Source organism: Sunxiuqinia indica, from assembly GCF_009847015.1.
In the GTDB taxonomy this organism is placed as follows: Bacteria; Bacteroidota; Bacteroidia; order Bacteroidales; family Prolixibacteraceae; genus Sunxiuqinia; species Sunxiuqinia indica.
In genome coordinates this window covers 1-16,226 of sequence record NZ_WVEM01000007.1, presented here as the reverse complement: position 1 = coordinate 16,226, position 16,226 = coordinate 1, and the positions used below count along the sequence as shown (strand labels likewise).

Sequence of the window (16,226 nt, the reverse complement as noted above, 5' to 3'; positions counted from 1 at the left end):
CCCCAAACGATCATGCAAATTCATTCCAAGTCAACAAACGCTCCTATTCCAATCCTTTTCGTTGTTTATTGAGTAGTCCAACCAACATCTCTGTTTCAGGGTATTGACAAAATGCAAAAATCATTACCTGGCGAAATTCCATTGCGCCTGATTTTTACTAATAAACCGGTGTGTTGTTTTTGATGACTGACTCATCTTTCAGAAATTGCCAGCCCTCTCTTCGGGCCTGATCAAGATCCACCCACCTGATTTGAGTTGCATACCGGTCGCTGGAAAGGTTTCCGCAAACAGTAGCGACCATCACACTGAATTTAAAGGAGTCGAACACCTCAATGTCGTGCGATCGCAAATCATCAACTGCCTCGGTGATATTATTATAGTATGTTTCCTCACATTGAATGCCGGCCGGATGATGCACCCACACCAACTCCGTTTCCGAGGCTCGCATCGATTCAACATATTTGGTATCCGAGCGGTCAACCCGCTGTAAGGACTGACAGCCAACAAACAGGACTGCCACAAAAAGAATAAAACCAATATTGTAGAATGAAGCCTTTGAATTGTTTTTATGATTCATTGTGTTTCTATTTTAAGTTAGCTATATACTACAACAACCCAACCGGAATAACTTTCATAACAACTTAAATAACTTTACCCAAGCTCAACCGAAGTTATCAAATTGCTTTATAAACATGAATCTGTTAGCATTTACTGGATTTAAAAGTATCCAAATCAAAATCATTGACTATTTTAGGCAAAAAAAACAACTGCTACTTTATGGTTAAATTTACTGACTTAAAAATCCGACATAAACTCCGGATTTTTAGCTTATTCTCATACCTGAGCTTAATTCTCCTTGGAGTGGTTTCCAATTTCTTTTACAACACCGGTAAAACGCTTAGCTTGGTCATCAATGCCGAACGAATTCATAACCTGACATTTCAACAAGGTGTTGAAGACTATTACCTGTACCGCCTCAATCAAAACGACACTCTTTTGAATGAGGCCATCAGCAAGATGCAGGAAGCAAATGAGATGGCCTACATGTTTGGAATCACCAGCCAATTGGCCGAGCTGCCCAAAGAGGAGTTTAGCGAGATGCTTTACGATCATTACAAGGTTGGTTATAACCACAAACGATCGAATGCCGACTTGATGGCCGGAAGAATGAAACTGCTCGAGATCATAAAACCGGAGAAGATGGTGAAAGCCCAACAAGTGGCGCTTGAAGGACATAAACTGGGTGAACGCATCTTGAATAAAATCATCGCCGACCAAAAGAACGCGATCGGGGTTGAACAAACCATCCGAACAGATTTGATGCAAATGAGAATCTTTTACGATGAATTTGCTTCGGCCATTAACGGCTTAATTGAGTATACCAATCGGCTGTTGTATGCCGGTATTATCCTAATCGTTTTAATTCTAATCCTGAGTATTGGCCTGATTGCACAACTGATCTCCAACTCGATTTCGGTCCCGGTTCGTCAGATGGTCCGACAATTCAGCATTATTGCCAAAGGAAACCTCAATACCGAGTTGACCATCGACTCGAAAAACGAAATGGGTGAATTGGCCAATTCATTCCGTTCACTTCAAAAAGGTTTTCGGGAGGTGATTAACTACACAAAAAAGATGGCTGATGGTGATTATAGCAGCCAGATTACTCCCCGGTCAGAGGAAGACGAAATGAGCATCGCCTTGAACAAAATGGCTGACAACCTGAAAAGCTCCCACGAAAAGCTCAGCCAGGATGCCTGGTTTAAGTCAGGCTTGAATAGCATCAATGAAAAGCTGGACAGCAACCAGACACTCGAGGAGATTGCCAAACAAGCCATTTCATTTTTAATGGAAAACCTTCACTCCGAACTGGGAAGCATTTATTTCGCCAATCAAACTCATCAACACGTAAAGCTACTTGCCAGCTCCGGGGGCGATGTTAAGAAGCTCCCCCAACGCATCAAGTTAAACGAAGGGATGATTGGGCAAGTGGCCTATTCAAAAAAAATGAGAATTGTCGACGATGTGCCCGCTGACTTATATACCACGTTTTCGGCTACCGGCAGTTATCATCCCAAGCAGTTGATTGTGGTGCCAATGGTGTTTAACGAATCGTTAATTGGGGTGTTGGAATTAAGTTCATTGGTGCGTTACACCCCCATTGAATTTGAGTTTCTGAAGCAAGCAACTGAAATTATTGCGGTAAAATTGAATTCATCTGAAAATAGAATTCAAACCATGGAACTGCTTCAAAAGACACAGGATCAGGCGGGAGAGCTGCAGGTTCAGCAGGAGGAACTGCGCGTAGCCAATGAGGAATTAACCGAACACACCAAAGTGCTGACTGAAAATGAAAAGAAACTGCAGGTTCAGCAGGAAGAATTGCGCGTAGCCAACGAAGAACTGGAGGAACGTACCCGGCAACTTGAAATCCAGAAAGAAGATATCAGCGAAAAAAACGAACAGCTGGTTGAAACGCACGACATGCTGGAAAACAAAGCCAAAGAGCTGGAGCAGGCCAGCCAGTATAAGTCCGAATTTCTGGCGAACATGTCGCATGAGCTTCGTACGCCATTAAACAGCTTACTGATCTTATCCAACCTGCTAAGCACAAACAAAAAAGGCAACCTGACTGATGACCAGATTCAATCGGCAAAAATTATTCATAAGAGTGGTTCCGATTTATTACACTTAATCAACGAAATTCTCGATCTGTCGAAAATTGAATCCGGAAAAATGAGCCTGGAAATCAACAAAGTATCGGCAACAGATTTGAAAGACGAGATTGTGATGAATTTTAAAGCGACGGCCGAAGACAAAGGAGTGGCATTCGATGTCTCAATCGACCCCGCATTCCCCAAACAATTTACAACCGACCGGTATCGGTTAATGCAAATTATCAAAAACCTGCTATCGAACGCATTTAAATTTACCGACACCGGAAAAGTGACAGTCTCCTGTATTCCAACTCCGCCAGAAACCATCATCAGAACAGAGGGGCTGGAACCATCATCGACCTGTTGTATCCAGATTTCAGATACCGGAGTAGGTATCCCTCAGGAAAAACTGGAATCTATCTTCGAAGCCTTCCAACAAGCTGATGGCAGCATATCCAGAAAGTTTGGCGGAACAGGTCTCGGACTCTCCATCTCACGCGAACTGGTTAAAATGCTGGGTGGCGAAATTCAATTGGAGAGCCAGGTAAACAAAGGTTCTACATTCACCATTTACCTTCCCGTGGTTCTTGCGGACGGCAATAAACCCGATGCGAAAAAGCCGGCACCAACGCAGAGTGAGCCAATTACGCCGGAAACGACAAATGACGAAAATAACAGCCCAGAAGTTCCAGAAGTCCTGCCTGTATACCTTGATGATGACCGGGATGACAGCGAAGGAGAAAAGAGCGTATTGATTATTCATCCGTCAAAAGAACAAGCTCAGCTGCTACTGAAACAAGCACGAGATAAAAAATTCAAGGTAATTGTGGCTCCTGATATTTTGCAGGGAATAAGTCTGGCGGAAAGATATACACCTTCGTCGATTATGCTGGCCGCTAAGTTAGCAACCCCAAAAGCACCCGGATACACCAAGCTTAAAACCCACAAGCGACTCAGCAAGCTGCCGGTTCATGTTATTACACCAATTGAATTTGATGATTCAGATGAGCAGATGGAATTGAAGACCATTGAAACCATCAAATTTTCGGATGCGCTGGAGTCGTTGGAGAATGACTTTGACGGTACGCATAAGAAGCTATTGATTATTGAAGATAACCGGGGTACACGAGAAGTCATTAAGGCTTTGTTACACGATTTCCAACTCAACATTCGTGAAGCAGGAACAGCAGAAGAAGCTTACCAGCTGCTGGCGAATGAATCGTTTGACTTTATGATTCTGGATTTAGGCTTACCCGACTACTCGGGTAAAGAACTCTTGCAAAAGCTCCAGACAAACCATATTTCAATTCCAAAAGTCATAGTATATACCGGCAAGGAAATGAACAAGCAGGATCTTGATGAGCTTAAAAGCTACACGGACACCATCATTTTAAAAGGAATGAAATCGGACGAACGTCTGATGGACGAAGTCACTTTATTTCTGCACCAGGTTGCAATGACTATTCCCGCTGCGACATTAAAACCATCGCTGGCCAGCGAGGATTCTATTTTTAAAGGAAAGAAAATTCTGGTGGTGGATGATGATATCCGCAACGTTTTCGCCTTAGGACAAATGCTGGAAGAACGGGAAATAGAGGTGATTGAAGCCGACAATGGCCAGGTTGCCCTGGACATGCTGAACGAAAACCAAGGTGTTGATCTGATCCTCATGGATGTGATGATGCCGGTGATGGACGGTTACGAAGCCATGCGAATCATCCGTCAAACGCCCGACGTAAAGGACATTCCAATTATTTGCCTAACAGCCAAGGCCATGAAGGAAGATCATGAAAACGCGTTAAAGAATGGGGCTAACGATTACCTGTCCAAGCCATTGAACGAAGAAAAATTGTTTTCGATGTTAAAAATTTGGCTTTACAAAAATTAGCTCCCGTAAGAATCAGAATAAAAGAGAAAAATTAGCTTATGACTCCCAAGATATTAATTGTCGACGACCTTGTTGAAAACCTGATCAGTCTGGAAGCTATTCTGGAAGATTTCGATATTGAAATTGTGCGGGCCCTATCCGGGATTGAAGCTCTGAAGCTCAGTATGAAAGAAGAATTTGCCTTAGTCATACTCGATGTTCAGATGCCGGAGATGAACGGATATGAAACGCTGGAAATGATGCGTCAACGGAAAAAGACCCGCTACCTGCCGGTTATCTTTGTATCTGCGATCCATCAAAGTGATCTGCACATTATTAAGGGCATTGAAACCGGCGCTGTCGACTTCATTCCCAAACCTGTCATTCCGGATATATTGAGAGGAAAAGTAAGAATCTTTCTGGATCTTTATTTACAAAAAGCCAAACTGAACAGGCTTCTGGGCGACATGGAAGAGGCCAACCAAAATCTAAAAATAGCCAAAAATAAAGCCGAAGAAGCGACTCGGGTAAAGTCCATGTTTTTAGCCAACATGTCGCACGAAATCCGCACCCCACTCAATGGTGTAATCGGCATATCGAAGTTGGTACAAAAAACAGAACTCGATACCGAACAACAAGAGCTGATGAACATCATCTCCTCCTCCGGTGAAAATTTATTGATGATCATTAACGACATTCTCGATTTTTCGAAGATCGAATCCGGGCAAGTGCAGTTTGAAACCATTCGTTTTAAGTTGAAAGACGTTGTGGAAAATGTCTATCAATTGATGAAGTTTAAAGCTGAAGAAAAAGGGATCGGCCTAAGCTACACCATTGACAAGGATATTTCGCCTGTCCTTTGGGGAGATCCTTTGCGGATCAACCAGATTTTGATGAACCTGGTCAATAATGCGATCAAATTTACCCACGAGGGGAAAGTCGAAATCGTTCTTGAACTTTTGGGCGACATCAACGGTATCCATCGGATTCTTTTTAAGGTGATCGACACCGGCATCGGCATTTCGGAAGACGGAAAGCAACGGCTTTTTAAAGAGTTCCATCAATCTGAATCGTCCACTTCCCGGAAATACGGGGGTACCGGCCTGGGATTAGCCATCTCGAAAAACCTGGTGAGCCTCATGCAGGGCGATATTAGCGTAAACAGCCGACTGGGCGAAGGCTCCGAATTTTGGTTTCGCCTACCCTTGAAAATATCTTCTGCCACACTGGAACAAACACCGGATACTTCGGCCGAACTCCCCAAAGATATCCGAATACTGCTGGCCGAGGATAACCTGATCAACCAGAAAGTAACAAAACTGAACCTGAAGAACCTGGGGTTACATTGCGACATAGCCAACAACGGACAGCAAGCCTACGAGAAACATATCCGTGAACCATACGACTTGATTCTGATGGATATGCAAATGCCTGAAGTTGATGGGTTGCAAGCCTGTGAAATGATTCGTCAAAAGGAAAAAGAACACGTAGATTTTCCGGCAACTTACATTATTGCGCTAACGGCCAGCTCCATGATTGAAGATAAAAAACGATGCATCGCGGCTGGAATGAATGACTTTTTAAGTAAACCTTTTTCAGAAAAAGAACTCCTTTCAGCCATCCGGGATGTATTCAAACCGAAGATGCAAATGTGTCCGTTAAACGATGAGTAATTACGATGAGTCAAATAGCGAACTGCTGACGATTGAGCTCAACTTGCTTTTCGAGGGCATCTACCAGAGGTACGGGTACGATTTCAGAAACTACAGCAAAGCACACATCCGAAGAAGAGTGCTCAGCAGATTGGCGTTAAGTAATCTGACAACGGTAACGGAATTGCTCGATAAGGTTTTACGGGAACCTGAATTCTTTAAAGTTTTTTTAGACGATCTTTCGATCAATGTGACAGAGATGTTCCGCGATCCCCAGTTTTATCAGTCCTTTCGTGAAAATATTGTTCCGAAACTAAAGACCTATACGTTCATTAAAATATGGCATGCCGGATGCTCAACCGGCGAAGAAGTATACTCCTTAGCCATCCTGCTTCACGAAGAAGGCTTGCTGGATCGCTGCCAGATTTATGCGACCGATTTCAACCGCAAGGTGCTGGAAATTGCCAAGGAAGGTGTCTATCAAAAAGCCGAAATGGAGCAATTCGAAAACAACTACATCAAGTCAGGAGGTCAACACAAACTATCCGACTATTACAAATCCATGTACGGGTCGGTTATACTCCGAAAAGACCTTTCGAAGCGAATTGTATTTGCCGACCACAACCTGGTTACCGATAGTGTTTTTGCTGAAGTAAACCTGATTATGTGCCGGAATGTGTTGATTTATTTCGAGAAACAGCTGCAGAATAAGGTTCTAAATTTATTTCACGAAAGCCTGATCCCATCAGGCATACTTTGCCTGGGAACAAAGGAAAGCATCAAATTTACCAGTGTCGACAGTAAATTCGAAATCGTTGATCCGAAGCAGAAAATATTTAAAAAGAAAATTATCTGATGTATCAGGCTATCGTTATAGGAACCTCGTTTGGGGGGCTGGAAGCATTGAAAACGATCCTCCCTGCTCTCAAAGAAGACTTCCCCTTGCCCATCATCATTTGTCTGCACATCGGAGAGCATAACAATGAGGTTTTTATCAGACATTTGAGTGAAATTTGCAAATTACCAGTGAAAGAAGCCGAAGGAAATGAGCCCATACTCCCCGGGGTTGTCTATTTTGCGCCTCCCAATTATCACCTGCAGGTCGAAGCCGATTTAAGCTTCTCTCTCTCGACAGATAAAAAATTGAATTTTTCACGTCCATCCATCGATATCCTTTTTGAAACAGCAGCCTGGGCTTATAAAGATAAAGTCGTCGGCATTATTCTTACCGGAGCCAATTCCGATGGAGCTCATGGCCTGAAGACTATTAAGGAATTTGGTGGAAAAACAATTATTCAAAACCCCTGTCATGCCGCGTCACCCGTTATGCCGCGATTTGCATTAAAAATTGCCAAGCCCGAAGTTCGACTCCATCTCGAAGAAATAGCCAACTACTTAAACAAACTGACCACGTAGACCATAGCCCCTTCCCCACCCCTGAATTTATTACCCGAACACAACATGCCCAACAAGAAGCAAGACCTTGCCAAGAATAGAGACAACATGGCCAACGATAAGCGAGACTTAGAACCGCTCTCGTTCGATCTGGAACAGAATGAGTTCTGATTAGAACCGCTTTCGTTCGGTTTTGAATAGAATGAGTTCTGCATAAAACCGCTTTCGTTTATCTTTTTACCGAATAAATTCACTTCAAAGGTGAACCAGTTCGGTTTGGAACTGCTTTAATTCACCTTTTTACCGAACTCGCGCATCTCCGGGCTGAGTGAATGCTATATTGAACTCCGCGAGTTCGGTTTTGAATAGAATGAGTGCTGCATAAAACCGCTTTCGTTTATCTTTTTACCGAATGAATTCACTTCAAAGGTGAACCAGTTCGGTTTGGAACTGCTCTAATTCACCTTTTTACCGAACTCGCGCATCTCCGGGGTGAGTGAATGCTATATTGAACTCCGCGAGTTCGGTTTTGAATAGAATGAGTGCTGCATAAAACCGCTTTCGTTTATCTTTTTACCGAATGAATTCACTTCAAAGGTGAACCAGTTCGGTTTGGAACTGCTTTAATTCACCTTTTTACCGAACTCGCGCATCTCCGGGGTGAGTGAATGCTATATTGAACTCCGCGAGTTCGGTCTGGAATAGAATGAGTGCTGCATAAAACCGCTTTCGTTTATCTTTTTACCGAATGAATTCACTTCAAAGGTGAACCAGTTCGGTTTGGAACTGCTCTAATTCACCTTTTTACCGAACTCGCGCATCTCCGGGCTGAGTGAATGCTATATTGAACTCCGCGAGTTCGGTTTTGAAGTGGGGGGGGGTACTTCGGAAGTGGGGTACCCCACTTGGGAAGTACCCCCATGGCCTGTTAAATAGACCTTATTTTGAATGAAACTAAATTATCGCTACCAAAATTAATTATTCTGTAAAGTTAGCTATCTTGTTCCGCTGTATAACAACACAGTATGGATTTTCAGAGTACAATCACACTTAGGCAGGCAAGCTATTTATTGGAACCAGAGGTTGATTGGCGTTATATACAAACGATACTTGGACATGAATCGAGTAAAACAACGGAGATCTGTACGCATATCAGTAAACAGACCTTGGAAAAGGTGAAAAACCCGGTTTGATGACCTGGAAGTATAAAAAGGAAAAACCTTACAATACAAGCCAATATCGAAGTTATAAGAAGGTTTTTCCTTATAGATAAACAAGTATAGCATTTTGAATGAAAAGCATGAGACACATTTATATATTTTTCTTTCTGATTTTAATCATAAGTTGTTCCGATACCACAAAAACAACAGTGACACCAAAAGACTATCTGGATGAAGTATTAAAGATAGTCGAAGAACATTCATTAAATCGGGATTCTGTCGATTGGAAAGAAATTAAGAAGCTTGAAAGCACAACTCTAAAGTACGCTCAGACGCTGGAAGATTGTTATCCTTTCGTGAAGTTAATTCTTAAAGCGTTAAAAGATCATCATAGTTTTTTTATGACAAAAGAACAAGCTGAAAAATGGCAATCCGCAAATAAAACCGCTGATATCAAGGAGATAATAACTTTTCATACCAAACTCTTAAATCAAAACATTGGCTACATCCACATGAAAGGTTTTGGGAATGTCGATTCAGTAGCTATGCAACAATATGCGGATAGTTTGCAAAACGCAATAAAAGCAATTGACAACGAGCACCTTAATGGGTGGATACTTGATTTAAGAGAAAATACAGGAGGTAACTGCTGGCCAATGTTAGCAGGGCTGGGGCCATTACTTGGTAACGGCATTTGCGGTTATTTTCTTGATAATAATCAAAAGGAATCGTCATGGTTTTACCGAGAAGGTGAATCAGGTATTGATTCAAAGGCAATTGTTAAAGTAAGTAAAAGACCCTATCATCTAATAAATGATTTAAATCCAATTGCCATATTGACTGGTCACCGGACAGCAAGTTCGGGAGAAGTAGTTGTAATAGCATTTCATAATAAAGGTAATGCCAGAAGTTTTGGTGAACTGACCAGAGGATTATCTACCGGGAATGTTCCTTATATTTTGAGTGATGGCTCCATGATTGTTCTAACGCATTCTATTGATGCAGACAGAGAAAGAAACATTTTTGGTGCAAAAATAGAGCCTGACGAAATAATTAAATTCTCATATCAATCAATAGGGCAACCCAATGATCTTGTAATAAAAAAAGCGATGGACTGGATAAATAGAAAAATAAAAAACGCTATATAACAATTTGTAATATGGCAGGCGGGTTACATCTCGGTTTGACAAGTCAAACCAGTGATGCAACTTCCTACCGGTCTGACAGGATTTCTGTTGGAAATCCCGCCCGACCATATACAATTTACCGTCAGACTGTCTAAAAACCTCTTTCCATGAAAGAATTATTTGGGTAGCTGGCTTTAATAAGAATGAAATATTGAAACCTCAATGGCTTAATTTTACTTTTCAGACAGACTGCCGTTAGCGGTAATATTAATGAACCTAAATCGCACAAAATGAAAAAATATGTTTTTTGCTATTCTCAGAAGTATGCAATTTGGAAAAATTATGACATGAAATGCTTCTGGTGTGGAGAACCTTTAAGGATTATGGATGTCACGATAGACCATATTATTCCAGAAAGACTATTAGATTCCGAAGAAGAATTTATGGAAATAAAAGAGAAATATTCACTCGCAGACGCTTTTCAAATAAATGATTTTTGTAATTGGGTTCCTTGTCATTCGACGTGCAATAGCAAAAAAGGGAAAAGAGTATTTCCTGGCTCACCAGCTTTTTTAATGATAATTGATGGCGTTTTAAGAAAATCAGAAAAGGTAAAGGATTACCATGATAAACTCCTTTCAAATGTCAAAACAGACAAACAAATTGGGGAGCTTCTCACGAATCTTGAAAAAGGAGTTATAAGTGATTCTGATTTACTAATACTTTTAACCAGAACAAAATACAAACATTATAATTACGCAGAAAAAGAGAACAAATTCAAAGAATTGATACCTGATGGTTGGAAATTAATAGATATTGATGATTATGGACATGGTGTAATCGCGAATGGAAAAGCTAGTGGATTAATACCATTAACAGTTGAGCCACATCATAGCTGGAGATGTCCTCATTGTCATGAGTTTGGTCCATGGCATGGTTCAAGATGTGTAAACTGTGGGAGAACAAGCGTTGAATTGGATTAAAGAAAAAATACTACCGCTAACAAATTGCAAATTGCATTGCGGGTACAGTGGTGTGCGTTGTCTTTGCTCCTTTCTTGACCGTCATGTCCTACCGGACACTGACGCTCTTCGAAATCCGCAACGACAACTTGCAAGTGACCGTTGGTGGCAATATAACAAGACCCTACTGCAAATGATATAATAAGAAAACATACTATGAAAATATTTATTAGTTGGTCAGGAGACAAGAGTAAAATGATTGCTGAATACTTGAAAAAATGGATTGAGCAAATCATACAATCAGCTGAACCATGGATTTCGGTGGACATTGATAAAGGGAAAAAATGGAATCAAGAGATTAGTCAAAATTTAGAGGAATCAAAAGTCGGCATTCTATGTGTAACACGTGATAATATTAATGCTCCTTGGATTCTGTTTGAAGCTGGAGCTATTTCAAAATCGGCAGATTCCTATGTTTGCACGTTTCTGATTGATTTGACTCCAACTGACTTGACTGGACCTTTATCAATTTTTCAAGCCACGAGATTTAACAAAGAAGATGTATTCAAACTTTTAACTACTATCAACCAGATAATTCAAAAGCAGAATGGTAAAAGTTTGAGTTCAGAGAATTTAAAATCATTGTTTGATGTTTTCTATCCGAAACTTGAAGAGAAAATAAACTCTATATCAAAAATAGGAACCAAGGAAAATGAAAAAGAGATAAGGACAGATAGAGAATTATTAGAGGAATCAGTTCAAATTTTAAGGACATTAAAACAATCAAAAATTGGACAGTCAACAGATGCAAAGAAACTACTTGATTTCTATGCAGAGAAATATGCTGGTTATGTAGGAAATATTAAATATTATCAAGCAGGAACTGATGAGCATATTGATAAATTTATGTCGTACATTGAGGATAATCCTCTTTTGATTGAAGCTTTTGGTTCTAAAGATGACTTAAAAATTTATATAGCTAAACAATTTGATGGACTACCATTTTAATAAATACTGCCCATAATCGAATAGCCCGCCCCGCTAGCAAAAACTAGCAGGGAGAGGCTTTCACACCACCGTACGTACGGGTCTCGTATACGGCGGTTCGTTAAGTCATCGAAAACAAAACCGTGTTTGGTTTAAGCTGATTGTAGAGTTCCAGTAAAGGAATGTAAGCCCGTTTTCTCAAACGTTCAACAGTGATTGTAGTTCCAAGAATAGGGCTTTGAGCGTTTGCCCATCCACCCATCCGTGAGCGGCTCCATGCGTAGGCTTGTCCCTGTTCGATGCCTAACCGAATCAGGTTTTTCCTTCTTCGCTCGGGCTTTTTCCAGTGGTGCCAGATGCATCCTAAGCCACCTTGCAGCCTACTAACGGTTCGGGGCGGTACCCCCACCCGTAAGGGACTTACACCCTCTGGATTATTTCACGCTCACTTTTCCTTTTAACCATAAAAATTTGTATTTTCAACATTTTTTCAGAGCTTTCAGTAAAGTGTGCACATGCTCATGCTGGGCACACACACATTATTAAAAAAAACGCGAATGAATCGACAGAGCATCAAGATATTAATATTTCTATTATTCCTTTCTTCTCATTCAGTATGCCAGATTAAAGAATCGAATTTTTACTTTACCGTTCCCAAAGGAAAGTACGAAAACACAAAAGAGAATTCGCTTTGGGTTAAAACAGGAATAGATAATTCGAAATTAGTAACCGAATTCGAAAATGACAGGTTCATTCGAGCGATTTTAGAGGTTTGGTTTGACTACGACTTTGAAATTCAACAAAAGGACACTAATGAGTTAAATTTAAAGTTCTATAATCTCAATGAAGAATTTCAAAAACATATGAATTGGGCAAAAGAAGTAAGTGCTTTAAAAGAAAATTTTAATTGTTTAGCCGAATTCTGTAATGGAACCAATGACACTTTATTATTTCTTACAAGATTTCATATTGTATATGCTATTCTCGAAGGGCTTGATTCGAATAATAACTGGAAACCCATACAATTTTTATACAACCATGGATTTGCAGACCATGCGACTGTGAAAAGACTTAGACCAAACGAAACTTTATTAATTCCTTTTTCAAACAACCTTGGAGAACAAAGGATGAAAATGAGAATGAAATTGCAAGGAAACGACACACTATTTATTTCAAACGCATTTTGGGGAACAGCAAATACTTCACTATTTAATTACAAAGAAAATAATGAATTTCAACGATCAGACTCTATAGTATTTTTAAAAGAATCAATTTTTGGTGGCTTAAAAAACTATGACAAATTAGATATTGAAATAATGGAAATAGATGAATAACAATGCATAACAAAGTACATATTGCAGGGCGGGGTTCGGTGGTACGCCAACTGCGGATTCTCGCATCGCAGTTCCATGTCCTTCGGACAGGAACGCTCTTCGAAATCCGCCCCGACAACATGTACCAACCGTCAGACTGTGCAAAAACCTCTTTCCATGAAAGAATTATTTGGGTAGCTGGCTTTAATAAGAATGAAATATTGAAACCTCAATGGCTTAATTTTACTTTTCAGACAGACTGCCGTTACCTGCAAGGCTATCGCAGCACCAACACTTTTGAAAAATTAGTAAAAATGATTTTGTTTAAGCTAGACAATTTTCCTATTCAGCGCAAAGATTAGGCGATTCTGCATTTCATTTTTTAAATTGGTTATTCATTGAACTTATTTTGATTCAATAAATGTTTAATCAAAATAAAATGACATCGTTAGTTTGTCTGTAGATTCTAATTACGAATTAAATAAGTGAACTTAATAGAAATAGCTAATAGTTCGATTACAAAGATTGAATTCAAATTTTGGTTGTATTTTTTGAGATTATTATTAATAACAACAAACTTATTAACAATAAGAATTGATTTATATGAAAGGATATAGTTCAAGTGAAAGCCAGTTATTATTCAATTTTTTTAATTCAGCGGCACCACTGACTGACGAAATGTATGCAGAAATTGTAAAACATGTCAAAAAGAAATCGCACAAAAAAGGTGATTATATTTTGAAAGACGGAGAAGTAGAAACAAAAGCAAACATTGTTGTGAAAGGTGTGGTTCATCAGTACATTTATGACGAAGGCGCGCCCAAAACCATCAATCTCAGCCCTGAGGGCTTATCTTTTAATAGTCTTAAAAGCTATATTGAAGAACAACCATCGCTTGAAATACAAGAAGCCATTACAGATGTTGAACTGATTTATATTACTAAAAATGATATCGATATGCTTGCACGAATGAATGGGCAGTTTAGTTACCTTATGTTTAAGGTATTTGAAAGAATTCTACTCGATCGCGAAAACCGAATGCTTTTGCTACAATATAAAAATCCAACCAAGCGATTTAAGTTATTTCATGAAATAGTTGAACGCTCCAACTTAATACTAAAGGACACCCCCGACAAATATATCGCCAGTTATTTAAATATGACTCCTCAACAATACAGCAACGAAAAGAAAAAAATGCTAAAAGAAGGATTGTGATTTATCTCTTATGTCCGAAGTTATCCTGAGACAACTTTATTTTTTTAAACTATCATCATTTTTGTACCTGGAAAAATTTTTAAAACCAGTACCTAATGAATAAGTATTTTTCTTTTCTGACAATAGGCATCTTAACTGCCCTGTCAGTAAGCAGTCAATCTGTTGATTGGTATACAAAATTGGAAATACTGCAACGAACAAATCATATTGGTAATAATCCGGTAGGTGGTAATTCCATTGCTGACAACTTTTTATTGACAGAGGCAACTCAAAATGAAATTCAACGATTGGACAGCATTATTTATTACAGCTATGACGAATCGAGTGAAGAGTGGGATATAAACAATTTTAAAATAAGCATTTTTTACGACAAGCATTTTAGCGACACCTTAATTCGCCAATCCAGGTGGGATGAAACAACGGATAGTTGGTTAACTCTTGTGGAAGAAATAAAAAAATACAATGAGAACAGGCAGCTATTAAACCGCGAATTTTATATCATCTCCAGATCAGGCAATAGAACCGAATACACTTATAACAATGACAATGATTTAATAGAAGTGACCGAGAGTTATTTAGATGCGGGTGAATGGCGCTATAAAACAAGAAACGTTTATAGCTATAATTCAGAAAATGTATTGCACGCAGACACCCTCTATCAAAGATTCACCATCTCAGGGACACCAGTATGGCATAAAACAGGAATTACAACCTTTTATTATAATACAGAAGGGGCCTTAATGGCTGACACTACAGTCGCAAGATACTGGATAAGGGAACACAGTTTCAGTGAATGGGAATTGTTTGGTAATACGGTTATTGATAATGTGGTAAACAAAAACACCTCGGAAACCATTATTGAAAGATGGAACAGGGAATCAAATACGTTCATACCCTTTAAGAAAGAACAAACCCTTTTCGTTGATGAGCATGAAGATATAAGTGCCAGCATCGACTTTAAATGGAATAAAGAGCTTCAGTTATGGGATACAACCCAAATGATAAGCTATTTGTACGGCAATGATGACCTTATTATTAACTACGAAAAACGCACTTGGGGCGAATCTCCTACTAAGGTATTTGAAGTTCTTGACTACGATTATACAATAACCAACAAAGAGTTATTGCTCCCAATTTCAGCAATTAATTCAACTCCAGCGATTGCTTTTCACCATAAAATTAACAGTAAACAGTCTTTTCGCAACAGCTTAAGTACAAATGAACCCCAACAGTTTCGTGAAACAGTTTTCTATTATTCTGCTATCGAAAGTGACCTGCCAACATCACTCAATAATATATCCAATATTTCGGCTGAAATATATCCGAACCCTGCATCACAATTCATTGCGATTAACTTTCCTGATTCTTATCATAAAGTATGGCTTGAATTGTTCGATTTATACGGAACAAAAATCCTTTCTAAAGCGGTTAATAAAAGTGAAAAAATAAACATTAGTAACCTAAACTGTGGTTTGTATATTTACAGTATTTGGGTTGATGAACAAAAAACAGTTGGAAAACTGATTATCAAATAAAGATTTGATAGATTAATCAATCTATTTGCAAAAAGTCAATATATAAGTTTGGGAAAAGGATTGAAGTTACCTATACATCATAATGACTAAAGTCAAAGAATGTATCTCATGTATCACCAACAGAAAATGGCTCAGTGATTTATACGGTAAAAGAATCTGGATAGAACGTAATTCATGTATTGGAGAGTATCGATGAAATACTTGATTCATTAAACAAATAAAATACGTGTGGTAATAAATAGTTAATCCTTATGAACTAATATTTACTGGAAATAATTGTTTTTGTCTAATGATTATTTCCAGTAAAATTTTAAGCCAAAGAACTTCTTCTTTGATTTTCCGAAGTAATCCTTTGA

General features: G+C 39.2%; 14 protein-coding genes. 12 read left to right on the top strand and 2 right to left on the bottom strand.

Going from position 1 to position 16,226, the window contains the following annotated elements:
• Positions 1–157 precede the first annotated feature (157 nt).
• A complete protein-coding gene (locus GR929_RS11590) occupies positions 158–577 on the bottom strand; it encodes a hypothetical protein (RefSeq protein ID WP_159519964.1) in 420 nt (139 codons plus the stop codon).
• 200 nt (positions 578–777) lie between these two features.
• Here GR929_RS11590 and GR929_RS11585 point away from each other — a divergent pair, with 200 nt between their 5' ends.
• From GR929_RS11585 to GR929_RS11550, 8 genes are all read left to right on the top strand, one after another.
• Positions 778–4,545 (top strand): response regulator, encoded by a 3,768-nt coding sequence (locus GR929_RS11585; RefSeq protein ID WP_159519962.1) that lies wholly within the window; start codon positions 778–780, stop codon positions 4,543–4,545.
• A 38-nt stretch (positions 4,546–4,583) separates the two neighbouring features.
• The gene (locus GR929_RS11580) at positions 4,584–6,197 is read left to right on the top strand and encodes a response regulator (RefSeq protein WP_159519960.1); all 1,614 of its coding nucleotides are present in this window, start codon (positions 4,584–4,586) and stop codon (positions 6,195–6,197) included.
• On the top strand, positions 6,190–7,032 hold the full coding sequence (locus GR929_RS11575) for a CheR family methyltransferase (protein WP_159519958.1): 843 nt from the start codon (positions 6,190–6,192) through the stop codon (positions 7,030–7,032). The genes GR929_RS11580 and GR929_RS11575 overlap by 8 nt, the downstream gene beginning before the upstream one ends.
• Entirely contained in the window at positions 7,032–7,592 is a 561-nt protein-coding gene (locus GR929_RS11570; RefSeq protein WP_201300985.1) for a chemotaxis protein CheB, read from the top strand. The genes GR929_RS11575 and GR929_RS11570 overlap by 1 nt, the downstream gene beginning before the upstream one ends.
• 1,004 nt (positions 7,593–8,596) lie before the next feature.
• Complete coding sequence (locus GR929_RS11565; protein ID WP_159519956.1) at positions 8,597–8,764, top strand: site-specific integrase; 168 nt, start codon at positions 8,597–8,599, stop codon at positions 8,762–8,764.
• A 107-nt stretch (positions 8,765–8,871) separates the two neighbouring features.
• On the top strand, positions 8,872–9,879 hold the full coding sequence (locus tag GR929_RS11560; RefSeq protein ID WP_159519954.1) for a S41 family peptidase: 1,008 nt from the start codon (positions 8,872–8,874) through the stop codon (positions 9,877–9,879).
• A 269-nt stretch (positions 9,880–10,148) separates the two neighbouring features.
• The gene (locus GR929_RS11555) at positions 10,149–10,841 is read left to right on the top strand and encodes an HNH endonuclease (RefSeq protein ID WP_159519952.1); all 693 of its coding nucleotides are present in this window, start codon (positions 10,149–10,151) and stop codon (positions 10,839–10,841) included.
• Between the two features lie 195 nt (positions 10,842–11,036).
• Positions 11,037–11,828: a toll/interleukin-1 receptor domain-containing protein gene (locus GR929_RS11550; RefSeq protein WP_159519950.1), complete on the top strand. Its 792-nt coding sequence runs from the start codon at positions 11,037–11,039 to the stop codon at positions 11,826–11,828.
• A 100-nt stretch (positions 11,829–11,928) separates the two neighbouring features.
• Here the strand turns inward: GR929_RS11550 and GR929_RS11545 are convergent, their stop codons facing one another.
• On the bottom strand, positions 11,929–12,216 hold the full coding sequence (locus tag GR929_RS11545) for a hypothetical protein (protein WP_235934297.1): 288 nt from the start codon (positions 12,214–12,216) through the stop codon (positions 11,929–11,931).
• A 148-nt stretch (positions 12,217–12,364) separates the two neighbouring features.
• Between GR929_RS11545 and GR929_RS11540 the strand changes: the two genes are divergently transcribed.
• The 4 genes from GR929_RS11540 (at position 12,365) to GR929_RS11525 (ending at position 15,870) form a co-directional block, all read left to right on the top strand.
• Positions 12,365–13,141 (top strand): hypothetical protein, encoded by a 777-nt coding sequence (locus GR929_RS11540; protein ID WP_159519948.1) that lies wholly within the window; start codon positions 12,365–12,367, stop codon positions 13,139–13,141.
• Between the two features lie 2 nt (positions 13,142–13,143).
• On the top strand, positions 13,144–13,482 hold the full coding sequence (locus GR929_RS11535) for a hypothetical protein (protein WP_159519946.1): 339 nt from the start codon (positions 13,144–13,146) through the stop codon (positions 13,480–13,482).
• A 241-nt stretch (positions 13,483–13,723) separates the two neighbouring features.
• Complete coding sequence (locus tag GR929_RS11530; RefSeq protein ID WP_159519944.1) at positions 13,724–14,335, top strand: Crp/Fnr family transcriptional regulator; 612 nt, start codon at positions 13,724–13,726, stop codon at positions 14,333–14,335.
• Positions 14,336–14,430: 95 nt separating this feature from the next.
• Positions 14,431–15,870: a T9SS type A sorting domain-containing protein gene (locus tag GR929_RS11525; protein ID WP_159519942.1), complete on the top strand. Its 1,440-nt coding sequence runs from the start codon at positions 14,431–14,433 to the stop codon at positions 15,868–15,870.
• Positions 15,871–16,226: the final 356 nt, after the last annotated feature.